The organism is Streptomyces sp. NPDC051976, assembly GCF_040680795.1.
Lineage (GTDB): Bacteria > Actinomycetota > Actinomycetes > Streptomycetales > Streptomycetaceae > Actinacidiphila.
The window spans coordinates 67,811-90,242 of sequence record NZ_JBFAXL010000033.1 but is presented as its reverse complement, the minus strand read 5'-3'; the positions used below and the strand labels follow the sequence as shown (position 1 = coordinate 90,242).

At 73.1% G+C, this 22,432-nt stretch carries 24 protein-coding genes; 7 read left to right on the top strand and 17 right to left on the bottom strand.

Annotation, left to right across the window (positions count from 1 at the left end):
• Window positions 1-3: 3 nt before the first annotated feature.
• Genes otsB through AB0M29_RS28230 form a run of 3 tightly spaced genes read right to left on the bottom strand, consistent with a single transcriptional unit; the run spans window position 4 to window position 2,399 of the window.
• Window positions 4-858, bottom strand: a complete 855-nt coding sequence (gene otsB, locus AB0M29_RS28240) for a trehalose-phosphatase (protein WP_365387513.1) — start codon at window positions 856-858, stop codon at window positions 4-6.
• Window positions 859-918: 60 nt separating this feature from the next.
• Window positions 919-1,149 (bottom strand): DUF3263 domain-containing protein, encoded by a 231-nt coding sequence (locus tag AB0M29_RS28235; protein ID WP_365387512.1) that lies wholly within the window; start codon window positions 1,147-1,149, stop codon window positions 919-921.
• A gap of 32 nt (window positions 1,150-1,181) precedes the next feature.
• Window positions 1,182-2,399, bottom strand: coding sequence for an extracellular solute-binding protein (locus tag AB0M29_RS28230; RefSeq protein WP_365387511.1), 1,218 nt, complete (start codon window positions 2,397-2,399; stop codon window positions 1,182-1,184).
• A 328-nt stretch (window positions 2,400-2,727) separates the two neighbouring features.
• On the opposite strand from AB0M29_RS28230, the gene AB0M29_RS28225 reads away from it, so the two are divergent.
• The 3 genes from AB0M29_RS28225 (at window position 2,728) to AB0M29_RS28215 (ending at window position 5,910) form a co-directional block, all read left to right on the top strand.
• Window positions 2,728-3,660 carry an ROK family protein gene (locus tag AB0M29_RS28225; protein ID WP_365387509.1) on the top strand — a complete coding sequence of 311 codons (933 nt, stop codon included), beginning with the start codon at window positions 2,728-2,730 and terminating at the stop codon, window positions 3,658-3,660.
• The gene (gene nagA, locus AB0M29_RS28220) at window positions 3,660-4,829 is read left to right on the top strand and encodes an N-acetylglucosamine-6-phosphate deacetylase (protein ID WP_365387508.1); all 1,170 of its coding nucleotides are present in this window, start codon (window positions 3,660-3,662) and stop codon (window positions 4,827-4,829) included. The genes AB0M29_RS28225 and nagA overlap by 1 nt, the downstream gene beginning before the upstream one ends.
• Before the next feature lie 121 nt (window positions 4,830-4,950).
• Window positions 4,951-5,910 carry a 1-phosphofructokinase family hexose kinase gene (locus AB0M29_RS28215; protein WP_365387507.1) on the top strand — a complete coding sequence of 320 codons (960 nt, stop codon included), beginning with the start codon at window positions 4,951-4,953 and terminating at the stop codon, window positions 5,908-5,910.
• 16 nt (window positions 5,911-5,926) lie between these two features.
• Here AB0M29_RS28215 and AB0M29_RS28210 read toward each other — a convergent pair whose 3' ends face one another.
• Window positions 5,927-6,940: a carbohydrate-binding protein gene (locus AB0M29_RS28210; protein WP_365387505.1), complete on the bottom strand. Its 1,014-nt coding sequence runs from the start codon at window positions 6,938-6,940 to the stop codon at window positions 5,927-5,929.
• Between the two features lie 214 nt (window positions 6,941-7,154).
• On the opposite strand from AB0M29_RS28210, the gene AB0M29_RS28205 reads away from it, so the two are divergent.
• The gene (locus tag AB0M29_RS28205) at window positions 7,155-8,099 is read left to right on the top strand and encodes an SAM-dependent methyltransferase (protein WP_365387553.1); all 945 of its coding nucleotides are present in this window, start codon (window positions 7,155-7,157) and stop codon (window positions 8,097-8,099) included.
• Window positions 8,100-8,277: 178 nt separating this feature from the next.
• Here the strand turns inward: AB0M29_RS28205 and AB0M29_RS28200 are convergent, their stop codons facing one another.
• The 3 genes from AB0M29_RS28200 to AB0M29_RS28190 all read right to left on the bottom strand — a co-directional run bounded on the left by AB0M29_RS28200 (window position 8,278) and on the right by AB0M29_RS28190 (window position 10,675).
• Window positions 8,278-9,285 (bottom strand): NAD-dependent epimerase/dehydratase family protein, encoded by a 1,008-nt coding sequence (locus tag AB0M29_RS28200; protein WP_365387503.1) that lies wholly within the window; start codon window positions 9,283-9,285, stop codon window positions 8,278-8,280.
• Between the two features lie 95 nt (window positions 9,286-9,380).
• A complete protein-coding gene (locus AB0M29_RS28195) occupies window positions 9,381-9,917 on the bottom strand; it encodes a hypothetical protein (RefSeq protein ID WP_365387501.1) in 537 nt (178 codons plus the stop codon).
• Between the two features lie 47 nt (window positions 9,918-9,964).
• Window positions 9,965-10,675, bottom strand: coding sequence for a hypothetical protein (locus AB0M29_RS28190; RefSeq protein ID WP_365387498.1), 711 nt, complete (start codon window positions 10,673-10,675; stop codon window positions 9,965-9,967).
• Window positions 10,676-10,743: 68 nt separating this feature from the next.
• On the opposite strand from AB0M29_RS28190, the gene AB0M29_RS28185 reads away from it, so the two are divergent.
• Together AB0M29_RS28185 and AB0M29_RS28180 are read left to right on the top strand one after the other, a co-directional pair.
• Complete coding sequence (locus AB0M29_RS28185) at window positions 10,744-11,886, top strand: NADH-quinone oxidoreductase subunit D (protein WP_365387496.1); 1,143 nt, start codon at window positions 10,744-10,746, stop codon at window positions 11,884-11,886.
• 78 nt (window positions 11,887-11,964) lie between these two features.
• Window positions 11,965-12,888, top strand: a complete 924-nt coding sequence (locus AB0M29_RS28180) for a sigma-70 family RNA polymerase sigma factor (protein WP_365387494.1) — start codon at window positions 11,965-11,967, stop codon at window positions 12,886-12,888.
• Window positions 12,889-12,945: 57 nt separating this feature from the next.
• On the opposite strand, the gene AB0M29_RS28175 is transcribed toward AB0M29_RS28180, so the two are convergent.
• From AB0M29_RS28175 to AB0M29_RS28135, 9 genes are all read right to left on the bottom strand, one after another.
• On the bottom strand, window positions 12,946-13,995 hold the full coding sequence (locus AB0M29_RS28175; RefSeq protein WP_365387492.1) for a hypothetical protein: 1,050 nt from the start codon (window positions 13,993-13,995) through the stop codon (window positions 12,946-12,948).
• A gap of 239 nt (window positions 13,996-14,234) precedes the next feature.
• On the bottom strand, window positions 14,235-14,699 hold the full coding sequence (locus tag AB0M29_RS28170) for a rhodanese-like domain-containing protein (RefSeq protein ID WP_365387490.1): 465 nt from the start codon (window positions 14,697-14,699) through the stop codon (window positions 14,235-14,237).
• Entirely contained in the window at window positions 14,693-15,250 is a 558-nt protein-coding gene (locus tag AB0M29_RS28165) for a cysteine dioxygenase (protein ID WP_365387488.1), read from the bottom strand. Before AB0M29_RS28165 ends, AB0M29_RS28170 begins: the two co-directional genes overlap by 7 nt.
• A gap of 216 nt (window positions 15,251-15,466) precedes the next feature.
• Window positions 15,467-15,967, bottom strand: coding sequence for a DUF3180 domain-containing protein (locus tag AB0M29_RS28160; RefSeq protein ID WP_365387487.1), 501 nt, complete (start codon window positions 15,965-15,967; stop codon window positions 15,467-15,469).
• Window positions 15,968-16,081: 114 nt separating this feature from the next.
• Window positions 16,082-16,693 carry a 2-amino-4-hydroxy-6-hydroxymethyldihydropteridine diphosphokinase gene (gene folK / locus AB0M29_RS28155; protein WP_365387484.1) on the bottom strand — a complete coding sequence of 204 codons (612 nt, stop codon included), beginning with the start codon at window positions 16,691-16,693 and terminating at the stop codon, window positions 16,082-16,084.
• Window positions 16,690-17,049 carry a dihydroneopterin aldolase gene (folB, locus tag AB0M29_RS28150; RefSeq protein ID WP_365387481.1) on the bottom strand — a complete coding sequence of 120 codons (360 nt, stop codon included), beginning with the start codon at window positions 17,047-17,049 and terminating at the stop codon, window positions 16,690-16,692. Before folB ends, folK begins: the two co-directional genes overlap by 4 nt.
• 122 nt (window positions 17,050-17,171) lie before the next feature.
• Window positions 17,172-17,657 carry a nuclear transport factor 2 family protein gene (locus AB0M29_RS28145; RefSeq protein ID WP_365387479.1) on the bottom strand — a complete coding sequence of 162 codons (486 nt, stop codon included), beginning with the start codon at window positions 17,655-17,657 and terminating at the stop codon, window positions 17,172-17,174.
• Entirely contained in the window at window positions 17,654-18,514 is an 861-nt protein-coding gene (folP, locus tag AB0M29_RS28140) for a dihydropteroate synthase (RefSeq protein ID WP_365387478.1), read from the bottom strand. Before folP ends, AB0M29_RS28145 begins: the two co-directional genes overlap by 4 nt.
• A 23-nt stretch (window positions 18,515-18,537) precedes the next feature.
• On the bottom strand, window positions 18,538-20,379 hold the full coding sequence (locus AB0M29_RS28135; protein WP_365387475.1) for a phosphatidylglycerol lysyltransferase domain-containing protein: 1,842 nt from the start codon (window positions 20,377-20,379) through the stop codon (window positions 18,538-18,540).
• Window positions 20,380-20,579: 200 nt separating this feature from the next.
• Here AB0M29_RS28135 and AB0M29_RS28130 point away from each other — a divergent pair, with 200 nt between their 5' ends.
• Window positions 20,580-21,692: an alpha/beta hydrolase-fold protein gene (locus AB0M29_RS28130; RefSeq protein ID WP_365387473.1), complete on the top strand. Its 1,113-nt coding sequence runs from the start codon at window positions 20,580-20,582 to the stop codon at window positions 21,690-21,692.
• A gap of 3 nt (window positions 21,693-21,695) precedes the next feature.
• Here the strand turns inward: AB0M29_RS28130 and folE are convergent, their stop codons facing one another.
• Window positions 21,696-22,301, bottom strand: a complete 606-nt coding sequence (gene folE, locus AB0M29_RS28125) for a GTP cyclohydrolase I FolE (RefSeq protein WP_365387471.1) — start codon at window positions 22,299-22,301, stop codon at window positions 21,696-21,698.
• Between the last annotated feature and the right edge of the window lie 131 nt (window positions 22,302-22,432).

Genomic DNA, 22,432 nt, shown 5'->3' with positions numbered 1-22,432 from the left:
CGCTCAGGCCGGGCCCTTGTCCAAGGCGTCGGCCAGGGCGGCGAGTACGGAGACGACGCCCCCGGGGCCGGGGGCCGTGAGGTCGGACTGGGACTGGAGCTGGGGCGGGGTCTCGGTAGCGGTGCTGCACAGCAGGACGCCGGGCAGGCCCTCCTCGCGCAGGGAGTGGACGGCGGCGAAGGCGGCCAGGTCGCCGAGGTCGTCGCCCGCGTAGAGGACGGAGGCCGCGTCGACCTCGTGCAGGTACGCGGCGAGCGCGACGCCCTTGTCCATGCCGGGCGGGCGCAGTTCGAGGACGAAGCGGCCCGGTTCGACCATCAGGCCGTGCCGCTCGGCCAGCTCGGCGAGGGGTGCGCGCAGCGCCTCGAACGCGGCGTCCGGGTCCTCGGTGCGGCGGGTGTGGACCGCTATGGCCCGCCCCTTGTCCTCGATCCAGGTGCCGCGCCAGGAGCCGATACCGTCGAGGAAGCCGGGGAGTTCGGCGCGCAGCGCGGTCACGCCCGGGTGGTCGCCCGGGGTGTGCACGGTGCCGGTGTGCGCGTCCCAGCGCTCGGCGCCGTAGTGGCCGAGCACCACCAGATTCTCCAGCCCGGGAACCCCGGCGAAGCCGCCGTACCGTACGGCGACGCCCGCCGGGCGGCCGGTGACCACCGCCACCGCCGCCAGGCGCGGGGCCAGCCGTACCAGCGCGGGCACGGCACCCGGATGGGCCCTGGCCTGCTCGGGATCGGGCACGATGTCGGCGAGGGTGCCGTCGAAGTCAAGAGCGACCACGGCGCGTTCCGGCCGCGCGAGCAGCGCCGCGAGACCTTCCTTCCCCTCGGGCGTACTGGGCGTCAGGATGTCGGCGGAAGCCATGCAGCCGACCCTACCCGCCCCACCCGGGCGCACGCCCGGCGTACGGTCGCATGGGGCCGGCTACCGCCGCTCCTTGCGTTCCGCCCGCGCCGCACGGAGGCGGTTGACGGTGATCGGGTCGTGGGCGGCGGCGCGGGGGTCGTCGAGGAGGGCGTTGAGGAGCTGGAAGTAGGCGGTGGGGGACATGCCGAGGCGTTCGCGTATGGCCCGCTCGCGCGGGCCGGGGCCCGTGAAGCTGCGGGCCGCGATCTCCAGGACGGCCTTGTCCCGGTCGGAGAGGGAGTCCTCCACCGCCGTCCACCTCCGTGTCGCCGCGCCGGCGGCTACTTGCCCTCGTTGGTCGTCATCGCGAAGCGCTGCAGATCCGACAGCACCTGCTTCGGGTCACCGTGCACCGCCTTGCCGATGCTCTTCTTCACCTGGTCGCTGACCGGGCCCCAGGAGATCTTGTTGACCGGGTAGAAGACCGCTTCGGGCATCGCGTTGAGGAAGGGCGCGAAGTCCTTCTCCTTCGGATCCTTCAGCATCGTCTGCAGGACGCTCGTCGTCACCGGCAGCAGACCGTACTCGTTGAGGAACTTCAGCGAGTTCTGGTCGCTGTAGACGAACTGCAGGAACTTGCCGTCCGCGTCCCGGTGGCCGTTCTGCTTGAACGCCATCACCCAGTCGGCGACGCCCAGCGTGTCCCGGCTCGGGCCGACCAGGCCGGGCAGCGGCGCCACGCCCACGTCGATCCCCTTGGCCTTGGCCTGGGTGAGCAGCGTCGGGTGGCCGTTGATCATTCCGGCCTTGCCGGCGAGGAACTGGTCGAAGACGTTCTGCCGGTTGGTCTTGGCGGGGTCGCCGGAGCCGATGAGGCCGGGGGCGACGAGATTGCTCTTCAGCCAGGTGAAGGCGCTGATGTTGGCGGCGGAGTCGAAGGTGTAGCTGCCGACGGTGTCGGTGTAGCCGCCGGACGCGCCGAGCATCCAGATCAGCGACTCCGCCTGCGCCTCCTCGGTGCCCAGCGGGAGCCCGTACGGCGTGCTCACGCCGTCGTTCTTCAGCTTGATCGCGTCGGCCTTGACCTCGGCCCAGGTCTGGGGCGCGTGCTTGATGCCCGCTTCCCTGAAGAGCTTCTTGTTGTAGAAGAACAGCCGCGAGCTGGAGACCCAAGGGATGCCGTACTGCACGCGGTTGACGGAACCCGCGCTGACCGCGGTCGACAGGAAGTTGGCCTGCATGCTGATCGGGAACAGCTCGTCGGCGCTGTACAGCTGGCCGGCGGCGGCGTAGTCGGAGTACGAGCCCGCCTGCGCGAGGTCGGGCGCCTTGCCCGCCTTGGCCAGGGCGGCGATCTTGTCGTCGACGTGCAGCCAGTCGACGACCTCGACGTCGACCTTGATCTTGGGGTTCTGCGCCTCGAACGCCTGGGATATCTGGTCCCAGTACGCCTTCGAGCTGGTGCCCGTCTTCGGGTCGCCGTAGTCGGCCGCGATCATGTGGATCGTGGTGTCACCGCTGAGCGGGGAACTGCCACCACACGCACTGAGGGTCGCCACCGAAAGAACGGTTGTGAGTCCGGCCGCCGTGAGGCTGAGAAGTCTTCGCCGCTGCACGGTTCTACCGCCTTTGTGAACAAACTTACGGAAGCGCCGAGTCTTCCCCACCCGGTCACCCAAGGTCTACACCATCGCCGATATCGCTTCAGCAACGGGTTCGGTTGGCGGCCTCCACCGGCCCTCGCCCGAAGCCCCCGCGGCTGCCTGCCCGTTTGGGCCCCCGGGACCCTCCGCGGGTGCGGCCGAGCGGGTGCCTTCAGGGGGGCGTGTGATCTTTCAGGGCAGAGTGGACTAGACCTTTATGGGGGTGAGCCGCGAGACTGTCCCCGTGAGACATGTCATCGCCCTCGATGTAGGCGGTACCGGGATGAAGGCCGCCCTGGTCGGGGCGGACGGCACGCTGCTGTACGAGGCGCGCCGTCCGACCGGCAGGGAACGCGGACCTGACGCGGTGGTCGCAGCGATCCTCGACTTCGCCGCGGACCTGCGCGACCACGGCGTGCGCGCGTACGGAGAGCACGCCGCGGCCGCGGGCGTCGCCGTGCCCGGAATCGTCGACGACGCCGGGGGGATCGCGGTCTACGCCGCCAACCTCGGGTGGAAGGACGTCCCGCTGCGGGCGCTGCTGTCGCAGCGGCTGGACGGCGTGCCGGTGGCGCTGGGCCACGACGTCCGCACCGGCGGCCTCGCCGAGGGCCGGATCGGCGCGGGCAAGGGCGCCGACCGCTTCCTCTTCCTCCCGCTGGGCACCGGCATCGCGGGCGCCATCGGCATCGACGGCCGGATCGAGGCCGGGGCGCACGGCTACGCGGGCGAGATCGGCCATATCGTCGTCCGCCCGGACGGCCCCGACTGCGGCTGCGGCCAGCGCGGTTGCCTGGAGACGCTGGCCTCGGCCGGGGCCGTCTCCCGGGCGTGGGCGGCGGCCAGCGGCGACCCGGACGCGGACGCCGCGGACTGCGCCCGGGCGGTGTCCGAGGGCGACCCGCGGGCACTGGCCGTGTGGGGCGACGCCATCGACGCGCTCGCCGCCGGACTCGTCACCGGCCTCACCCTGCTCGACCCCCGGGTGCTGATCATCGGCGGCGGTCTCGCCGAGGCCGGGGACCTCCTCTTCGGTCCGCTGCGGGCGGCCGTCGAGGCACGCATCACCTTCCAGAAGCTCCCCCTCATCGTCCCCGCCGCGCTGGGTGACACCGCAGGATGCCTGGGCGCGGGCCTGCTCGCCTGGGACCTACTCTCCGTGGAGGTATCCGCCTGATGGCCCCCGTACCCGTATCGACTACACAGCGCACGGTGCTGGCAGGTGCCCGTGTGGTCCTGCCGTCAGGTGTCGTGGACGGCGCCCGGCTCACGGTCGAGGGCACCCGGATCGCGGCGAGCGAGACGGCGGGGGCGGCGGAGGCCGCCACCGTCGACCTCGCCGGGTACACGGTCGTCCCCGGCTTCGTGGACATCCACAACCACGGCGGGGGCGGCGCGTCCTTCACCTCCGGCACGGTCGAGGACATCCTCACCGCCGTGCGCACCCACCGCGAACACGGCACGACCACAGTGGTGGCGTCCACCGTCACCAACCAGCTGGACATGCTGGCCAAGCAGGCCGGACTGCTGTCCGAACTGGTCGAGCAGGGCGACCTCGCCGGGATCCACTACGAGGGCCCGTTCATCTCGCCCTGCCGCAAGGGCGCCCACAACGAGGGCCTGCTGCGCCACCCCGACCCGGCCGATGTGCGCAGACTGGTCGAGGCGGGCCGCGGCGCGGTGAAGATGGTGACGCTGGCGGCCGAACTCGACGGCGGCATCGACTCGGTGCGGCTGCTCGCCGACCTCGGCGTGATCGCCGCGATCGGCCACACCGACGCGTCGTACGAGCAGACGCTGGAGGCCGTCGAGGCGGGCGCGACGGTCGCCACCCACCTGTTCAACGCGATGCCGCCGCTGCAGCACCGCGACCCGGGACCGATCGCGGCGCTGCTGGAGGACGAGCGGGTCACCGTCGAACTGATCAACGACGGCACGCATCTGCACCCGGCCGTCCTCGAACTGGCCTTCCGCAGCGCGGGCGCCGAGCGGGTCGCCTTCATCACCGACGCGATGGACGCGGCCGGATTCGGCGACGGGCTCTACGAGTTGGGGCCGATGCAGGTCGAGGTGCGGGACGGGGTGGCCCGGCTGGTGGAGGGCGGCTCGATCGCCGGTTCCACGCTCACCCTGGACACCGCGTTCAAGCGGGCCGTGACACTCGACGGACTGTCACTCGCCGACACCGTACGGGCGATCTCCACCAACCCGGCGCGGCTGCTCGGCCTCGACGACCGGATCGGCACCCTGGAGCCCGGCAAGGACGCGGACCTCGTGGTCCTCGACAAGGCGTACGACCTGGTCGGTGTCATGCGGAAGGGCGAATGGGTGATTCGCCCGGAGTAAGGGCGTCTGCCCTCTCCTGGGCCCCTCTTCGGAGGGATGCGCGGGCGCGTCTCGCTAAAGGCTGCGTAACGGCGGTCGGTCCGCTCTGGGCCGACCGCCGGTCTTTTGCCATCATCATCGGGTGATCATCACCGTCACGCTGAACGCCGCGCTGGACGTGACCTACCGGGTCCCGTCGCTGCGCCCGCACACCACCCACCGGGTCACCCACACCGCGGAGCGGCCCGGGGGCAAGGGGCTGAACGTCGCACGCGTGCTGGCGGCGCTCGGCCACCGGAGCGTGGTCACCGGCTTCGTCGGCGGCCCGGTCGGCGAGGAGCTGCGCGCCGGGCTGGCCGCGCTCGACGAGCCGCGGCTGACCGACGCGCTGCTGCCGATCGAGGGCACCACCCGCCGCACGATCGGGGTGGTGGACGACAGGACCGGCGACACCACGATGTTCAACGAGCCGGGCCCCACGATCTCGCCCCGCGAGTGGGCGGCCTTCCTCGCCCACTACCGCGGCCTGCTCAAGGGGGCCGACGCGGCGGACTCCGCCGAGCGGCCCGCCGCCGTGGCGCTGTGCGGCAGTCTGCCGCCCGGGGTGCCGGTCGGGGCGTACGCGGAGCTGGTGCGCGAGGCGCGCGGCGCGGGGGTGTTCGTCCTGCTGGACACCAGCGGCGAACCGCTGCGCCGGGGGCTGGCCGCCCGGCCCGACCTGATCAAGCCCAACGCCGACGAGCTGACGGGGCTGACCGGTTTCTCCGAGCCCGCCCGCGCGGCCCGTGACGCCCGGCGCCGGGGGGCCCGCGCGGTGGCCGCGTCCCTGGGCGCCGACGGAATGCTCGCCGTCACCGACGAGGGGGCCTGGCAGGCCCTTCCCCCGGCCCGCCTGGCGGGCAACCCGACCGGCGCGGGCGACTCCGCGGTGGCGGCGCTGCTCTCCGGCCACGCCGAGTCGCTGCCCTGGCCGCAGCGGCTGACCCGGGCGATCGCCCTGTCCGCCGCGACGGTCGCCGCCCCGGCGGCCGGTGAGTACGACACCGGGGTCTACGCCGAACTGCTCACCCAGGTGCGAGTGGTGGCGGCCGACGGGCCGTGACCGCGGGGCGCGGACCCTAGTTCTTGACCTGGCCCTGCTTCAGCTCGAACTGGTCGAGATTGACGCCGCACTGGTTACCGTCGGCGCAGCTCAGCGACAGGGTGTTGGAACCCTTCTTGAGGTCGAGCCACGAGTAGGTGTGCTTGCCCCACGCCTTCGCCCAGTCGGTGGAGTTGCCGTAGTTCCTCAGGTTGACGGCGTCGGAGCGCGGCTTGCCGTTGATCGAGAGGGTCAGGGTGGCGTCGTCGCCGGCGTTCCCGTAGTAGGTGAAGAAGGTGTAGGTGCCGTCCTCGGGGACGTTGACGGTCCAGGTGACGCTGGCGCCGACCGCGGTCATGTGGTCGACGTAGGTGCCGCCGGAGGCGCTGGCGCCGGGCCACTGGGTGCTCTGCTGGGCGCCGCCGCCGAGGGTGAGCTTCGCGGCGTCGACCTTCGAGGAGTCGAAGGGGGTGGGCGCGGCCGAGGGGGTGGTGGTCCGGGTCGGCGCGGTGGAGGTGACGGGCGCGGTGGTCGGCTTGTCGTTGGCCGTGTTCTTGTCCGAGCCCGAGCCGTTCGTCATCGCGTAGGCGATGCCGACGGTCACGGCGACGACGATCGCGACGGCCAGGATCAGCAGGCCCTTGCGGCTCGGCGCTTCCTCGTCCTGGTAGCCGTCGTCCGCGCGGTGGCCGCCGCCGTACGGGGGCTGGGCCGGGGGCTGCTGCTGGTAGCGGTCCTGGCCGGCGCCGTACTGCTGCTGGCCCGGGCCCTGGCCGTACTGCTGCTGGCCGTACTGCTGGGGCATCGCCTGCGTCTGCGGGGTCTGCGGGTAGCCGTAGCCGGGCTGCTGTTGTTGCTGCTGCTGGGGGTAGCCGTAGCCCGGCTGCGGGCGGCGCTCACCGACCCGCTGGACCTGGTGGTACGACGTCCGCGGCATACCGGGCTGGGGCTGCCCCGCGGCGGGGTCCGGCTGCTGCTCGCCGCCCTCCGACCGGTAGAGATACGCGAACGGGTCGTCGTTCTCCGGGGTGCCGTCGTTTCCGGCAGTCATCCGCTGTCCACTCCCTCACTGCACTGCTCCGCGCACACGCTGCACGCCGTCGCGGCGCCTGTGGTATCCGGAAACAGTACCGGCCCCGAGTAACACACCGCTCTGACCTTCGACGCATCTCCTGGTCAGGAAGGTTCCCCTGTGACCAGACCCACGTTGACCAACACGTACCGTTAGCCCCGTGGACGATGAGTGGCTGCCCTGGGACGAGGCGATGGAGCGGGCGCTCTACGGTCCCGCCGGGTTCTTCGTGCGGGAGCGCCCCGCGGCGCATTTCCGCACGTCGGTGCATGCCTCGCCGCTCTTCGCCGGGGCCGTCGCCACGCTGCTGGTACGGGTCGACGCGGCGCTCGGCCACCCCGAGGAGCTGGCCTTCACCGACATGGGCGCGGGCGGCGGCGAGCTGTGCGCGGGCGTGCTGGCGGCCCTCCCGGCCGGGGTGGCGGACCGGGTGCGGGCCTTCGCCGTCGAGCGGTCGGCGCGACCGCCCGGCCTCGACCCGCGGGTGGCGTGGGGCGGTGCGCCTCCGGCGGGGGTACGGGGGCTGCTCTTCGCCAACGAGTGGCTGGACAATGTGCCGCTCGCGGTGGCGGAGACGGACGAGGCGGGGGTCGCCCGGTACGTCCTGGTCCGCCCGGCGGACGGCGCGGAACGGCTGGGCGCGCCGGTCGGCGGCGCCGACGCGCGGTGGCTGGCCCGCTGGTGGCCGCTGCCGGGCGAGGCGGGGGCGCGGGCCGAGATCGGGCGGCCCCGGGAGGCGGCGTGGGCGGCGGCCACCGGCTCGCTCTCCGCGGGCCTCGCGGTGGCCGTGGACTACGCCCACACCCGTGCCGCCCGCCCCTTCGCGGGCACCCTCACCGGCTACCGCGACGGCCAGCAGGTCCTTCCGGTCCCCGACGGCCGCTGCGACCTGACCGCCCATGTCGCCCTCGACGCCCTCCCCGGCACCACCCGCTCCCAGCGCACCGCCCTCACCACCCTCGGCCTCTCCGCCCCCCGCCCCCCGCTCACCCTCGCCACCACCGACCCCACCGCCTACCTCCGCGCCCTCTCCACCACCGGCGAAGCCGCCGAACTCACCGCCCCCTCGGGCCTGGGCGCCTTCACCTGGCTGACGACGCCGGTGGGCGGGGCGTGTGAAGGTCTGCTCGACGCGTAGTGGGGCGGCGGCGCGGGCCGCCGAGCCCGGCGTGGCACGCGGACTGCTGCCGCCCCGGCCGAGGCCGCCCGGGGCGGGGGCGCCGCAGGCGCGCCGCGCGCACGCGGCCGCCAGGCGCCGCAGGCCGCAGGTCGTCCGTCGGGCGCAAGCGCCGACGCTCGGGGCAGGCCGGAACCCGTCAACCGGCGGCCCCGGCCAGGAACTTCTCCTCCGTTTCGCGGTCGAGGCCGACCCTCGCGCGGTCGGGGCGTTGCGGGGGGTCGCCGGGGAGGGACTGGAGCCAGGTCCAGGTGTCGGTGACCGTGTCGAGGACGGGGCGGCAGTGGAGGCCGGAGGTGAGGGCCCGGGTGACGTCGGAGCGGTGCATCGTGTCGTGGAGCTCGCCCGGGGGGAGCCAGACCGGGAGCTGGGTCCAGGGCTCGATGCCCGCGGCCTCGATCGCGGCCGGGTCGGTCCAGCGCAGCTCCGCGGGGGCGGCGGCGGTCGGCGCGGTGACCTGGACGCAGGCGTCCAGGAACTCGCCCATCGTGGTGTGGGCGGGCGGGCTGACCAGGTTGTACGGGCCGCCGAGCCCCGCGGCGATCGCGTCCAGGGTCCAGACGGCCAGGTCCCGTACGTCGATGTACTGCAGCTCCAGGTCGCGGGGGCCGGGCGCCAGCACCGGGCCGCCGCGGGCCGTCCGGCGCAGCCACCACGGCAGCCGCCCGATGTTCTCGTACGGCCCGAGGATCAGCCCGGCCCGCACCAGCAGCGCCTCCGCGCCGAAGAACTCCTTCGCGGCCAGCTCACCGCCGGCCTTGGCCCGCGCGTAGTCGACCTCCGCGCCGTCCGTCGCGGCGGCCTCGACCACCGGCGCGTCCTCGTCCGCGCCCGCCCCGGCGGGGTAGGCGTACACCGAGCGGCTGGAGACGTACGCGTACGACCCCGCCCGCTCGGCCAGCAGCCGCGCCGAGGCCCGTACCACCGACGGCGCCGCCGACCACGTGTCGACGACCACGTCCCACTCCCCCGGCGCCGCGGCCAGCTCCGCGAGGTCGCCCTCCCGGTCGCCGATGAGATCGGTGACGCCCTCGGGTGCGGCATGCGCACCCCGGTGAAAGACGGTCACCTCCCACTCCCGCCGCAGCGCCTCCTCGACCACGGCCCGCCCGACGAACTCCGTCCCACCCAGCATCAGCAGCTTCATCCCCCCACTCTCCCCCGCCCCCGCGCCCCGCGGTACGCCCCGCACCCACGCTCTCAGCGGATCCGCCGACCGCGAAACCGCAGGCCGCGCCCGCCTCACGCCACAGTCGACGGCGGCTCGGGACGCTCCCACACCGGGTCGTGGGTGTCCGGCCGCCCATGGAGCCGACGGGGCACCGGCCCGGGCACATCGAGTCTGCGCCGCGCGATCTCAGCGAACCGCCGGCGCCGGTCCTCCACCTCGTCGCGCAGCGCGAACCACTGGTCCGGTGTGGTCATCCCTCGTGTCAGGGCCAGATGAGCACGCCAGATCCGCTCGTCGATGACGAAGGCTGCCTCGGCGACGTCGTGGTCCGCGACCAGACCCACCATGGCCAAGGCGTCGTTCCACAGGCGCCAGTCGACACCCGGGGCCGGATCCGGCGCACTCGCCGTCTGCCTCGCGACCCGCGCCAGGGAGACGAGGATCGCGGCGGACTCCCGCAGCACCTGCGCGCACGCGTCGGTCTGCCGGTCCCAGGACCGCTGGACCCGCTGGGTCCGGCCGCTCACGTACGAGCCGGCGAAGACGCCCAGCAACGTCGTCAGGACGGCGCTGCCGGTGGCGGCGAGAGCACTTAAGTCAGCGTTCACAGCAAACAGTCTCACCGGCGCCTTCCCCGCCAGGGAAGCACGCGGCCTCACCCGCCGGATGTGGGCCGAGGGTCCGACGCCCCCGCTCCGGCCGCCACCACCAGGTCGTACGCGTAGCTGTCCATCCCGGCGGACGGCCCCAGCGTCGACAGGACCTCGCCTCCGCGTCCCACGCAGGTGATCGGCGGCCGTGCGGCCGGGCCCACGACGGCTGACGGCAGGATCCATACCGCCACGAGCAGCCCGTCGGCGGGCACGTCGGCCCGGCGGTCGCCGATCAGCAGGTGGTCGACCTCGTCGGCGACCCGCAGCTCCGCGTAGCCGATCCAGGGCGGTGGACCGTCCTCCGGACGGAGACGGGCGGCGCATCCGCCGCCTCCGTGCGTCTCGACCATGCCGAACTGCCCGGGCTCGCCCGCCGGGAGCCGCCGCGCCGGAAGCCCCTCCGCCGACCCGCCCCCGCCGCCGAGCGCCACCCACTCGCCGCCGACGCGTTCGAAGAGCTCGACATGGGACTCACGGCGGGCCGCGGAGCCCGGCCGCCACATCATCCACACCGCGGCGGCACCCGCCGCGGTGTCGACGTCACCGGTGAGGACGGTCAGCAGCCGCCGCGGCAGCCAGGAGGGCTGCAGCCCGGCCCCCGGCCCCGCCGCGGCCCGCCCCGCGAGCAGCCGGCGCAGGGCGTGATCGGCGGCGAGCCGGGTCCAGCGGCCGGTCCGGCGTATGTGGCGTAAGTCCGCTCGGGAAAGTGCCATGGTCCGACGGTAGCCAGTACACCGCGGCAGGCGGCAGGAGCATTCCGGGCGCCTGAGAGGATGGGGGTATGACGGAGACCACGATCGGGGTCGGCGGGGCCGCCGACAGCACCGACATGGTGTTGAACATCGGGCCGCAGCATCCTTCGACGCACGGGGTGCTGAGGTTGCGGCTGGTGCTGGACGGGGAGCGGATCCGTAGTGCGGAGCCGATCGTCGGGTACATGCACCGCGGGGCGGAGAAGCTGTTCGAGGCGCGGGACTACCGGCAGATCGTGATGCTGGCGAACCGGCACGACTGGCTGTCGGCGTTCTCGAACGAGCTGGGTGTGGTGCTCGCGGTCGAGCGGATGCTCGGCATGGAGGTGCCGGAGCGCGCGGTGTGGACGCGGACGCTGCTGGCGGAGCTGAACCGGGTGCTGAACCACCTGATGTTCCTGGGGTCGTATCCGCTGGAGCTGGGCGGCATCACGCCGATCTTCTACGCGTTCACCGAGCGCGAGGAGCTGCAGCACGTGATGGAGGAGATCTCCGGCGGCCGGATGCACTACATGTTCAACCGGGTCGGCGGTCTCAAGGAGGACCTGCCCAACGGCTGGCTGGGGCGGGCCCGGCACGCGGTCGCCGAGGTGCGGTCGCGGATGGACCGCTTCGACGACCTGGTGCTCGGCAACGAGATCTTCCGCGGCAGGACCCGCGGCGTCGGCGTACTGGCCCGCTCCGACGTCCACGCCTACGGCGTCAGCGGGCCGATCGCCCGCGGCTCCGGCGTCGACTTCGACCTGCGCCGCGACGAGCCGTACCTGGCGTACGGCGAGCTGCAGGACACCCTGAAGGTCATCACCAGGACCGAGGGCGACTGCCTGGCCCGCTTCGAGGTGCTGCTCGCGCAGACCCACAACGCCCTGGACCTCGCCGACGCCTGCCTGGACCGGCTGGCCGAGCTGCCGCAGGGGCCGATCAACCAGCGGCTGCCGAAGGTCCTCAAGGCCCCGGAGGGCCACACCTACGCGTGGACCGAGAACCCGCTGGGCCTCAACGGCTACTACCTGGTGTCGAAGGGCGAGAAGACGCCCTACCGGCTCAAGCTGCGCTCGGCGTCGTACAACAACATCCAGGCCCTGACGGTGCTGCTGCCGGGCACGCTCGTCTCGGACATGGTGGCCATCCTCGGGTCGATGTTCTTCGTCGTGGGCGACGTCGACAAGTAGGGCCTCGCAGGGCGTCGTCACAAAGGCGGCGTCCGGTTCGTCAGTGCGTTGACGGAACGCGACGGAGGAATGTGGCTGATGGACGAGACGGAACTGCTGGCACGCCGCTTCGAGCAGGACCGCCCGCATCTGCGGGCGGTGGCCTACCGGATGCTCGGGTCGCAGAGCGAGGCGGAGGACGCGGTCCAGGAGTCGTGGCTGCGGCTCAGCCGCTCCGACACCAGTGACGTACGCAACCTCAGCGGCTGGCTGACCACGGTCGTCGGGCGGGTGTGCCTGGACATGCTGCGGTCGCGCCGGTCGCGGGGCGAGGAGTCCTTCGAGCTGTACGCGCCGGAGCCGGCCGCGGGCGGCGGGGCGGCGACCGCGGGGCTCGGCGCGGCCGGGCCGCCGCACGAGGCGACCGACCCGGAGCAGCAGGCGCTGCTGGCCGACTCCGTGGGGCTGGCGCTGCTGGTGGTGCTGGAGACGCTGGATCCGGCCGAGCGGCTGGCGTTCGTACTGCACGACATGTTCGCGGTGCCGTTCGACGACATCGCGGTCATCGTCGACCGCACCCCGGCGGCGGCCCGGCAGCTCGCCAGCCGCGCCCGGCGCCGGGTGCAGGGCGGCGCGCCGACGTCGGAGCCGGACATGACGCTGCAGCGCACGGCCGTCGAGGCGTTCCTGGCGGCGGCGCGGGACGGCGACTTCGACGCGCTGGTCGCCGTACTCGACCCCGAGGTGATCACCCGCTCCGACACCCCTGGTCGGCCGGGCGTCGCCACGATCGTCCGCGGCGCCACCACCGTCGCCAAGGGCGCGATCACCTTCGGCGCCTTCGCCCGCGCCTCCCGGCCCGCCCTGGTCGACGGCGGCCTCGGCGTCGTCATGGCCCCGGGCACCGACGACTTCCGCGCACTGGTCTTCACGGTGGGCGAGGACGGCCTGATCGTGGAGATCGACATCGTCTCCGACCCGGCCCGCCTCAGCGGGCTGGAGGTGGCGGAGCTGGACCGGTAGCCCGGCTTCTGAGAGCCCGGCGCCTGAGAGACCGCTACGGCCTTGCGACGCCGGGCGCTACGCCTGGGCGCGCAGCTCCGACATGTCGAGCTGCTCGGTCTCGTCGTGGGCCGTCAGGTCGATGACCTCGGGAGCGGCGGAGTCGTCCGCGGCGGCCTGCTCGTGCTCGGCGTACGCCTCGTCGCCCACCACGTCCGCGAGGTCGTCGACGGCGGGGAGTTCGGGAGCGGGCAGTTCGGGGGTACGGGCCGACTCGGGGTGGTCCGCGGCGGGTTCGGCCTTGTCGGGGTTCTGGGTGCCGAAGAAGTCGAAGCCGCCGATGGCGCGGTGGCCGGTGCCCTGCGGGCCGGAGGTGCGGCGCGGCTTGGCGTACGGGAGGACGGCGGCGGCGACGGCCGGGACCAGGCGGTGCTCGCGGACCGGCAGCCCCGAGGGGGCCGTACGCGTGTGGGTCCCGCCCTCGACCTCGGCGGCGTGCCGTCCCTGCGGCTCCTCCTCGGGGGCCGCCGCCTCGCGGCGGCGGGCGTCCTCGACGGTGCGCTGGGCCTGCTGGCGGGCGGCGTTGCGGCTGAGGTCACGCAGCGCCTGCTCGGCCTTGAGGAACGCGGCCGGGCCGATCGGCGAGGAGGCGCCGATCGCCAGCGGCCGGGGCGCCGCCTCCAGTTCGAGCTGCCGGCGGCTCTCCAGCACGCGGGCCCGCTCGCTCTCGGCGGTGGCATAGCGGCGCAGCAGATCGGCGTGCTCGGTACGGAGCCTGGCGAGTTCGGCGCGCTTTCCGCGCAGCTTCTTCTCCAGCCGCCCGCGTATCTCGCGCGACTCCTCCAGGTCCATCTCCAGCTCGGCTGCGCGCTCGTCGGTACGCCACTCGTCGCGGACCCGGGCGGCGTTGAGTTCGGCGACCGTACGGCCCGCGGAGCGGTCCCAGGTACGTGCCAGGGCCGCGCCGCCGCACGCGGTGAGCGCGGTGGCGACGGATATCACCCGGAGCACGCCCGTATCACCGGCGAGCAGGGAGGCCGCGGCGAGCGCCGCGGCGGCGCCTGCGACGGTCAGCGGCGGCAGCATCCGGTGCAGCGGCTGGGAATGGCGGTGGCGTCCACTGGGCATGGCCAGAAATTTAGCGTGCGCGGAGCGATCGTGGGGCGGCGGGCTCCGATTATCTGGGCGGTTTCTCCCGAGGAATCCTCCGGCGAATACGGAGGGCATTCACGAAGGCACGATGTGTCCTCATTGTGCGGTTCCTGAATGCCCTCCGTGCCTCATTCGGACGCCGTTGCCAATTCGATCTTGAGCCACGTGTGAAGAAGAAGTGCGGAAGACAAGTGCCGGGAGGATCCCGGGAGTTCTCAGCCCCGTCGGACGGCGTCCCGGGCGCCGTCCTGGATGTGCGGGGTGGGGGTGGTCGGCACGCCGTCGGGCGGCGTGACCGGCAGGCCCGCGCGGCGCCAGCCCTGGAAGCCGCCGTCCAGGTCGGTGGCGTGAGGCAGCCCGAGGTCCTGGAGCGAGGCGGCGGCGAACGAGGACGCGTACCCCTCGTTGCAGAGCACGATCACCGGGAGGTCGTGGCCGGTGGCCTGGGGGATGCGGTGCGTGCCGTGCGGGTCGAGCCGCCACTCCAGCTCGTTGCGCTCCACGACGACCGCGCCGGGGATCGTCCCGTCGCGGTCCCGCAGGGCGGCGTAGCGGATGTCGACGAGCAGCGCGCCGCCGTCCCGTACGGCCGCGGCGGCCTGCTCGGGACTGAGCCGGTCCAGCCGGGTGCGCACCGCCGCCAGCAGGGCGTCCACGCCCGGTCGCGCGGCGCTCACCACTCCCCCGGGCTCTCGACCAGCTCCAGGCGGAGCGTGCTGCCCTTGCGGCTGTAGCGGCGGATCAGCGGCAGCGGCGGGTAGTAGGCGTGCACCGAGACGGCGTGCGCGGTGTCGGAGCCGTTGACGACCTGGTGGACGTGGTTGCGGCCGAAGGCCCGCCCCTCGCCCTCCGGCAGCACCCGCTGCCGGTCCAGGCCCTCGGCGAGTTCCAGCGAACGCCAGCCCTCGGTGGGCAGCGGCACCGACAGCGACTGCTCGGTCAGCTCGCCCGCGGCGGTCACGAAGACGCCGTACGAGCCGCCGTGGTCGTGCCAGCCGGTCTCGGCGCCGGGCGGCCAGCCGATCACCCAGACGTCGGCCCCGCCGGGGCCGTCGAGCCGCACCCAGGTGCGGCCTTCCGGGTCGAGCGGCAGCGTGCCGACGAGCGCGGCGTCGGCGGCCACCGTACGGGCGAAGTCGAGCAGCTCGGCGGCCGTGGGCGCGGCAGCGCTCGCGGGCTCGGCGGAGGGGGATACGGGTACGGCGATCGGGGTACGGGTCGCGGACGACAAGGGTGACCACCCTGGGGGAAGCACACGTCAGGGACGCGTGAAGGCGAACGGTGGGCCGGAGGCGCGCGTCAGCGCGCGGCCGTACACACGCAGCCCGCGTACCGGACGAGGTCCAGATGGACCCTCCGGTGCAGCAGCAGGCCAGTTCCGTTCACGTATCGGACTGAACCACGACCCCGGCCCCCCGGTCAACCCGGGATCGCCCGCGTGGCGCGCTCAGCGGTGGTGCGGGCGGGCCGTGTGGGGGGTGGGGGTGGTGTCGTCGTCCTCGGGGAGCCGGCAGACCCGTTCGAGGAAGAGCGCGGCGGCGACCACCGCGACGCCCGCCAGTACGGCGGCGCCCGCGTAGATCGCCTGCTGGCGGCGCGGGTCCATGTCCAGGTCGTACATCACCAGGTACAGGCCGGTGCCGCCGTACATCCCCACGACCAGGGCCGCGACCAGCGCGCTGGCCTGGCCGAAGACGACCGCGCGGGCCGCGGCCAGCGGGTCGACGCCCTTGGCGCCGGGCCGCCGCTCGCGCTGGGCGCGCAGCCGGGCCCGCAGCGACAGCGCCGTGGCGAAGAGCGCGACGGCGATCAGCGCGAGCACGATCGGGGCGGCGACCGGCACCCCGGGCAGGGTGCCCAGCGAGTCCCAGAGGCGGGCCCCGGCCCACGCGAGTACCGCCGCCACGGCGAACAGCCCCAGCAGCGTCCTGATCCGCAGCGTCCTCACCGAGTGCCCGCCTCCACGTCCTGTCCGTTCCCGCCAACCGGCGGCCGCCGCCCCGTGGGCACGGGACACGCGGTCGCGATACGCCCCGATCCGTACCGCCGCAGATCCCAACGATTACTCGGGCAGCCGGAGTTCCACATCGGCGCGGAGCCACACTCCCTCGCGGCCGAGCGCCGCCAGCAGTCCGGCGACCGGACCGCGTCCCGGCAGTTCCGCCGCCGGGTCCACGTCGTACCACGGTACGAGCACGAAGGCACGCTCGTGAGCCCGGGGATGCGGAAGTGTCAGCAGCGGGTCGTCCGAGACGACGTCCTGGTACGCCACGATGTCCACGTCGATGGTGCGCGGGCCCCAGCGCTCGGCGCGCACCCGCAGGAACGCCTCCTCGATCGCGTGGCCGCGCTCCAGCAGCGACTCGGGCGGCAGGGTGGTGCGGACCAGCACCACCGCGTTGAGGTAGTTGGCCTGGGTGCCGGGCGCGACGCCCCACGGCTCGGTCTCGTAGACGGGCGAGACGGCCTTCACCCGCACGCCGGGGGTGTCCTCCAGCGCGTCGACGGCGCCCTGCAGGGTCTCCAGCCGGTTGCCCATGTTGCTGCCGAGGGCGATCACGGCGGTTCTGGGGTTGCTCAGGGTGCTGTCGGCGGCGTCGACCTGGGCCACCACCGAGGCGGGCACCGGCTGCACGGTGGGGTCGACCGGGTACTCGGGGTTCAGCGAACTCACGGGCGCCTCCGGGTGATGGTCACGGTCACGTCGTCGAACGGCACGGTGATGGGTGCGTCGGGCTTGTGCACGGTCACCTCGACCTCCTGCACCATGTCGTGCCCCAGGCAGGTGTCCGCGATGCGCTGGGCGAGGGTCTCGATCAGGTCGACCGGCTCGCCGGAGACCACGGCCGTGACCTCTTCGGCGACCACACCGTAGTGCACGGTCTTGGAAAGGTCGTCGCCCGCGGCCGCGGGCGCCGTGTCGAGGCCCAGCACCAGGTCGACGACGAACACCTGGCCGTCCCGGCGCTCGTGCGCGAACACCCCGTGGTGACCGCGGGCCTTCAGGCCGCGCAGCGTGACTCGATCCACGTCATCACTCCTGGTGATCGTTCGGAAGGGCGTCCGGGACGGTCTCCGGACAGGTCTCCGGACGGACGGGGTGGTCGAATCTACCCTCCGTCACCGACAACGAGGCCACGGGGAGGTGAGCGTCACGCGTCGTCGGGGTCCTCGGGGCCGCCGTCGCCGGCGCCGTCCTCGTCGTCCTCCTCCGCCAGCACGGGCGATCCGTGGTGCACCCACAGCCGCCAGCCGTCGGCTGTGCGACGGAACACATTGGTGGCCACCACCAGCCCGCCCACCAGGGAGCCGGCCGAGCCGTCCTCCTCGGCCGGGCCACCGGTCAGGATGTTCTCGGTGCAGGTCACCACCGCGGTGTCGCCGTCGACGCCCACCTCGACGTCGGTGAGGAAGAACTGGATGTACTCGGTGTTGGCCATGATCAGCGCGTACGACCGCATCACCTCGCGCCGCCCGCGCAGCACCGGCCAGCCCGGGTGCACCACCGAGACCGTCTCGGCCAGCGGCCCGTCCAGCACCAGTGACTCCAGCGCGTCCAGGTCCGAGGTCTCCACCGCGTCGTAGAACGCCTGGTTGGCCCGCTCCACCGCGCGGGCCTCCGCGGTCCGCGGCGTCACGCGGAGCCCTCGATGGCCCGCGCCACCCGGACCGCGTCCGCGCTCGCGTGCACCTCGTGCACCCGCACCGCCCAGGCGCCCTCACGGGCGGCGATGGCGGTGACGGCCGCGGTGGCCGCGTCCCGCTCCCGCGCGGGCGGTGGGTCGCCCGACGGGTCGGCGAGGATACGGCCGAGGAACCTCTTGCGGGAGGCGGCCACCAGCAGCGGGCGGCCCAGCGCGCGCAGCTCGCCCAGGTGCGCCAGCAGCGTCAGGTCGTGGTCGGCGGTCTTGGCGAAGCCCAGGCCGGGGTCGAGGACGATCCGCTCGGGGGCGATACCGCCCGCCACCGCCCGCTCCAGGCCGGTGCGCAGCTCGCCGACCACCTCGGCGAGGACGTCGGCGTAGACCGCACGGTTGTTCATGTCGATGCTCTGGCCGCGCCAGTGCATGACCACGAACGGCACCCCGGCCGCCGCGGCCACCGGGATCATCTCGGGGTCGGCCAGACCGCCGCTCACGTCGTTGACCAGCCGGGCGCCCGCCGCGACGGCCCGCTCGGCGACGGCGGCGCGCATGGTGTCGACGCTGACCAGCACCCCGGCGGCGGCCAGCTCCCGCACCACCGGCACCACCCGGCGCAGCTCCTCGGCCTCGTCGACCCGGGTCGCGCCGGGGCGGGTGGACTCGCCGCCCACGTCGACCAGGTCGGCGCCCTGGGCCACCAGGTCGAGGCCGTGCTTGACCGCCAGCTCCGGGTCGAACCACCGCCCGCCGTCGGAGAACGAGTCGGGCGTGACGTTCACCACGCCCATGACCGCGCAGCGGTCCCACTCCGGAAGTCCGGCGGGCCTGATCCGGCCCTGCAACGTCACCATGCGCCCAGCGTAGGCGCTGCCGGTCACGCGACCGCACTCTCCTTGGCTGCGTCCGAGCCGGTCGCGTACCCGCTCTTGTGCCGGTGCGGCTGCCGGTTGCGGCGGCCGGGCAGGAACCGCTGGATGGTGGCGGGCAGCGGCAGCGAGAGGGTGACGAAGCCCTCGGCCTGCATGATGGCGAAGCCGATCCTGGGCAGGTCGCGGGAGTTGGGGAAGACCAGGAAGCGCGGCACCCAGTCGGGCTGGAACTTCTCGTTGAACTTGTACAGCGACTCGATCTGGAACCAGCGCGACAGGAACACCAGCAGTCCGCGCCAGCCGCGCAGCACGGGACCTGCGCCGATCCGCTCGCCGCGGGCGAGCGCCGAGCGGAACATGGCGAAGTTCAGCGACACCCGGGTGATGCCCAGCGCGGGCGCCTCCTGGAGGGCGGCCACGATCAGCAGCTCGTTGAGGCCGGGGTCGGCGGACCGGTCGCGGCGCATCAGTTCCAGGGAGAGCCCGTCGCTGCCCCAGGGCACGAAGTGCAGGACGGCCCGCAGGTCGCCCAGTTCGGGATGGGGGGCCTCCGGCTCGCGCTCCTTGTGGGCGGTGACCACCACGCAGTCGCCGTCCAGCTCCTCGCCGAAGCGGCCCAGCGCCATGGAGAAGCCGCGCTCGGTGTCGGTGCCGCGCCAGGCGTCGGCGGCCAGCCGCACGCGGTCCTTCTCCTCCTCGGTCAGGTCCCGCACCCGGCGCACCCGGCACACGTACCCCGACCGCTCGATCCGCTTCACCATCTGCCGGACATTGCGCATCGCGCGGCCCTGGAGGGTGAACTCACTGGTGGTGACGATCGCCTCGTCGCCCAGCTCCAGCGCGTCCAGGCCGGTCTCGCGGGTCCACACCTCGCCGCCGGTCTCGCTGCAGCCGACGACGGCGGGCAGCCAGGCGTGGGCGCGGGCCAGCTCCATGTACTGCTCGATCGCGCCGGGCCACGCCTCGACATCGCCTATCGGGTCGCCGCTGGCGAGCATCACGCCGGACACCACCCGGTAGCAGACCGCCGCCTTGCCGCTGGGCGAGAAGACCGCGCTCTTGTCGCGGCGCAGCGCGAAGTGCCCGAGGGAGTCGCGGGCGCCGTGCTTGACCAGCAGCGCGCGCAGCCGCTCCTCGTCCTCCTCGCTCAGCTCGGCGACCGGGCGGCCGGGCCGCAGCGCCAGATAGACGGTGGAGATCGCGATGAGCAGGCCGAGGCCGCCGAGCGAGTAAGCGACCACGTCGCCGACCCGGTCGCTGGTGTACCTGACCGGGCCCTGGAAGCCGAACAGGCCGTACAGCACGTGCTGCACCCGCTCGATGAGGCCCGGGTTGCCGCGCTCGGACTTGGGGTGCGCGCTGGTGATGACCATGCCGAGGCCGAAGGCGACCGCGCTGAGCACCACGAAGTTCAGCGCGGCCCGCCAGCGGGTGCGCGGGTCGGACAGCGCGGTGAACTCGCTGCGGTACGCGATCAGCACGCCCATCAGCGCCAGCGACAGCACCGCGCCGAAGATCGAGTGACGGTAGATGAGCTGGGTGGCGGAGCCCACCGGCATCAGCAGGACGGTGGCCCACCAGGCGCGTGACTTCCCGCGTTTGAGCGCGTGGGCGAGCATCAGCAGCAGGATGCCGGTGACCACGGCGGTGGCCGCGGCCAGCGAGCTGACGGTGCCGGGGAAGACCGCGGCGAGGCGGTGCATCCGCCCCTCGCGGAAGGCGGGGAAGACCGCCCCCACCACATCGAGGACCCCGATCACGAAGGCGGCGGTGCCGATGATCACGGGTACGGCGGACGGACGCAGCCGCCAGCGGCGGCGCGGTGCACAGGCGCGGTCAGCGGACACGGACACCGTCCCGCGGAACCCGGATCAGGCTTTCGCCCTCTACCTGTACGTACATGGGTCACCAAGCCCCAACATCACGGGAGTTATCCCGCAATCTGCTCCAGTACGAATAATTTGCGCCCTCTAGGACGCGATCCCCAGCCTCGGGGTTCCGTCCGAGGCGGCGCAACCAACGCGACACGGAAAGTTACGCCGGCTCCATGGGTCTCACGAGTAAGAAGGTCCTGCTGCTCGCCGCTCTGCTCGCGGTAGCCCTGTTCGCCGTCACCGTATGGTTCTGGCCGCGACTCGCGCGCCGCAGCCTACCTTCGGTGCTGGGGCGGGTGGCAGCCCTGCTGACCACCCAGTTCTCGCTGATCTGCGTGCTGGGCCTGGCGGCCAACTACTCCTTCGGCTTCTACGCCTCATGGGCCGACCTCTTCGGCGAGGACACCGCGCCGGGGATAGTGGTCAATCACACATCCGGCCTGTCCGGCGATGTGAAAATGCTCGGCACCCAGCACGTGAACGTGCGGGGCGGCGCCTCGCCGCGGGTCGGCGGCCAGATCCAGAAGGTGGCCATCGGCGGCGGCGGTACGGGCATCACCTCCACGGCCTACGTCTATCTGCCGCCGCAGTACTTCCAGCAGCCGTCGCGGGTCTTCCCGGCCGTGCTGGTGCTGACCGGCTACCCGGGCAGCGCCGAGGCGCTGTACAAGAAGGCGAAGTACCCGGAGATCGCGGCGGGCCAGGTGCGCGCGGGCAAGGCCCAGCCGACGGTCCTGGTGATGATGCGGCCGACCGTGGCGCCGCCGCGGGACACCGAGTGCACCGACGTGCCGGGCGGCCCGCAGGCCGCCACGTACTTCACCAAGGACCTGCCCGCCGCGCTGAGCAGCCACTACCGGATCGGCGCCGGGGCGCGCAGCTGGGGCGTGATGGGCGACTCCACGGGCGGCTACTGCGCGCTCAAGCTCGCCATGCGCAACCCGCAGGCGTTCTCCAGCGCCGTGGGCCTGTCGGCGGACTACGGCGCCCCGAAGGACGCGACCACCGGCGACCTGTACGGCGGCAGCCTCGACATACGCCGCCAGAACGACCTGATCTGGCGGCTGCAGCACCTGCCGCAGCCGCCGGTGAACCTGCTGGTGACCAGCAGCAAGAAGGGCGAGCGCAACTACCGCAACACCATGCGCTTCATCGGGCTGGTCAAGCCGCCGGTCCAGCTCTCGTCGATCATCCTGCCCAGCGGCGGCCACAACTTCACCACCTGGGCCCGGGAGATCCCCCCGGCCCTCCAGTGGCTGACCGGCAAGCTCAGCACCGCCGCGTGACGGTCAGCCGCGGCCGATGATCAGGCTCATCGCCTCGGAGCGGGTCGCGGAGTCGCGGAGCTGGCCGCGGACCGCCGAGGTGATGGTCTTGGCGCCCGCCTTGCGCACCCCGCGCATGGTCATGCACATGTGCTCGCACTCGATGACGACGATCACCCCGCGCGGCTCCAGTATCCGCATCAGCGCGTCGGCGACCTGCGTGGTCAGCCGCTCCTGCACCTGCGGGCGGCGGGCGTAGACGTCGACGAGGCGGGCCAGCTTCGACAGGCCGGTGATCTTGCCGCTGGTGGAGGGGATGTAGCCGATGTGGGCGACCCCGACGAACGGCACCAGGTGGTGCTCGCAGGACGACATCACCTCGATGTCCTTCACCAGCACCATCTCGTCGTGCCCGAGGTCGAAGGTGGTGGTGAGCACGTCCTCCGGCTCCTGCCAGAGCCCGGCGAAGATCTCCTTGTAGGCCCGCGCCACCCGGGCGGGCGTCTCGCGCAGGCCCTCGCGGTCCGGGTCCTCACCGACCGCGTAGAGCAGCTCCCGCACGGCCGCCTCGGCGCGCTTCTCGTCGAACTCGCCGACGGGACCGCCGTCGAACGTCACGGGGTCGGTCATCAGTGCCTCGTTCCTCCTGCGGATACGTCCCGGCCGGTGTCCGTATATCCGTACAAACGAACGGCCGCGGCCCCAAGGCTAGAACCTCGGGGCCGCGGCCTGCATTCCGGGATGCCCCCGGAGCTGCGGTG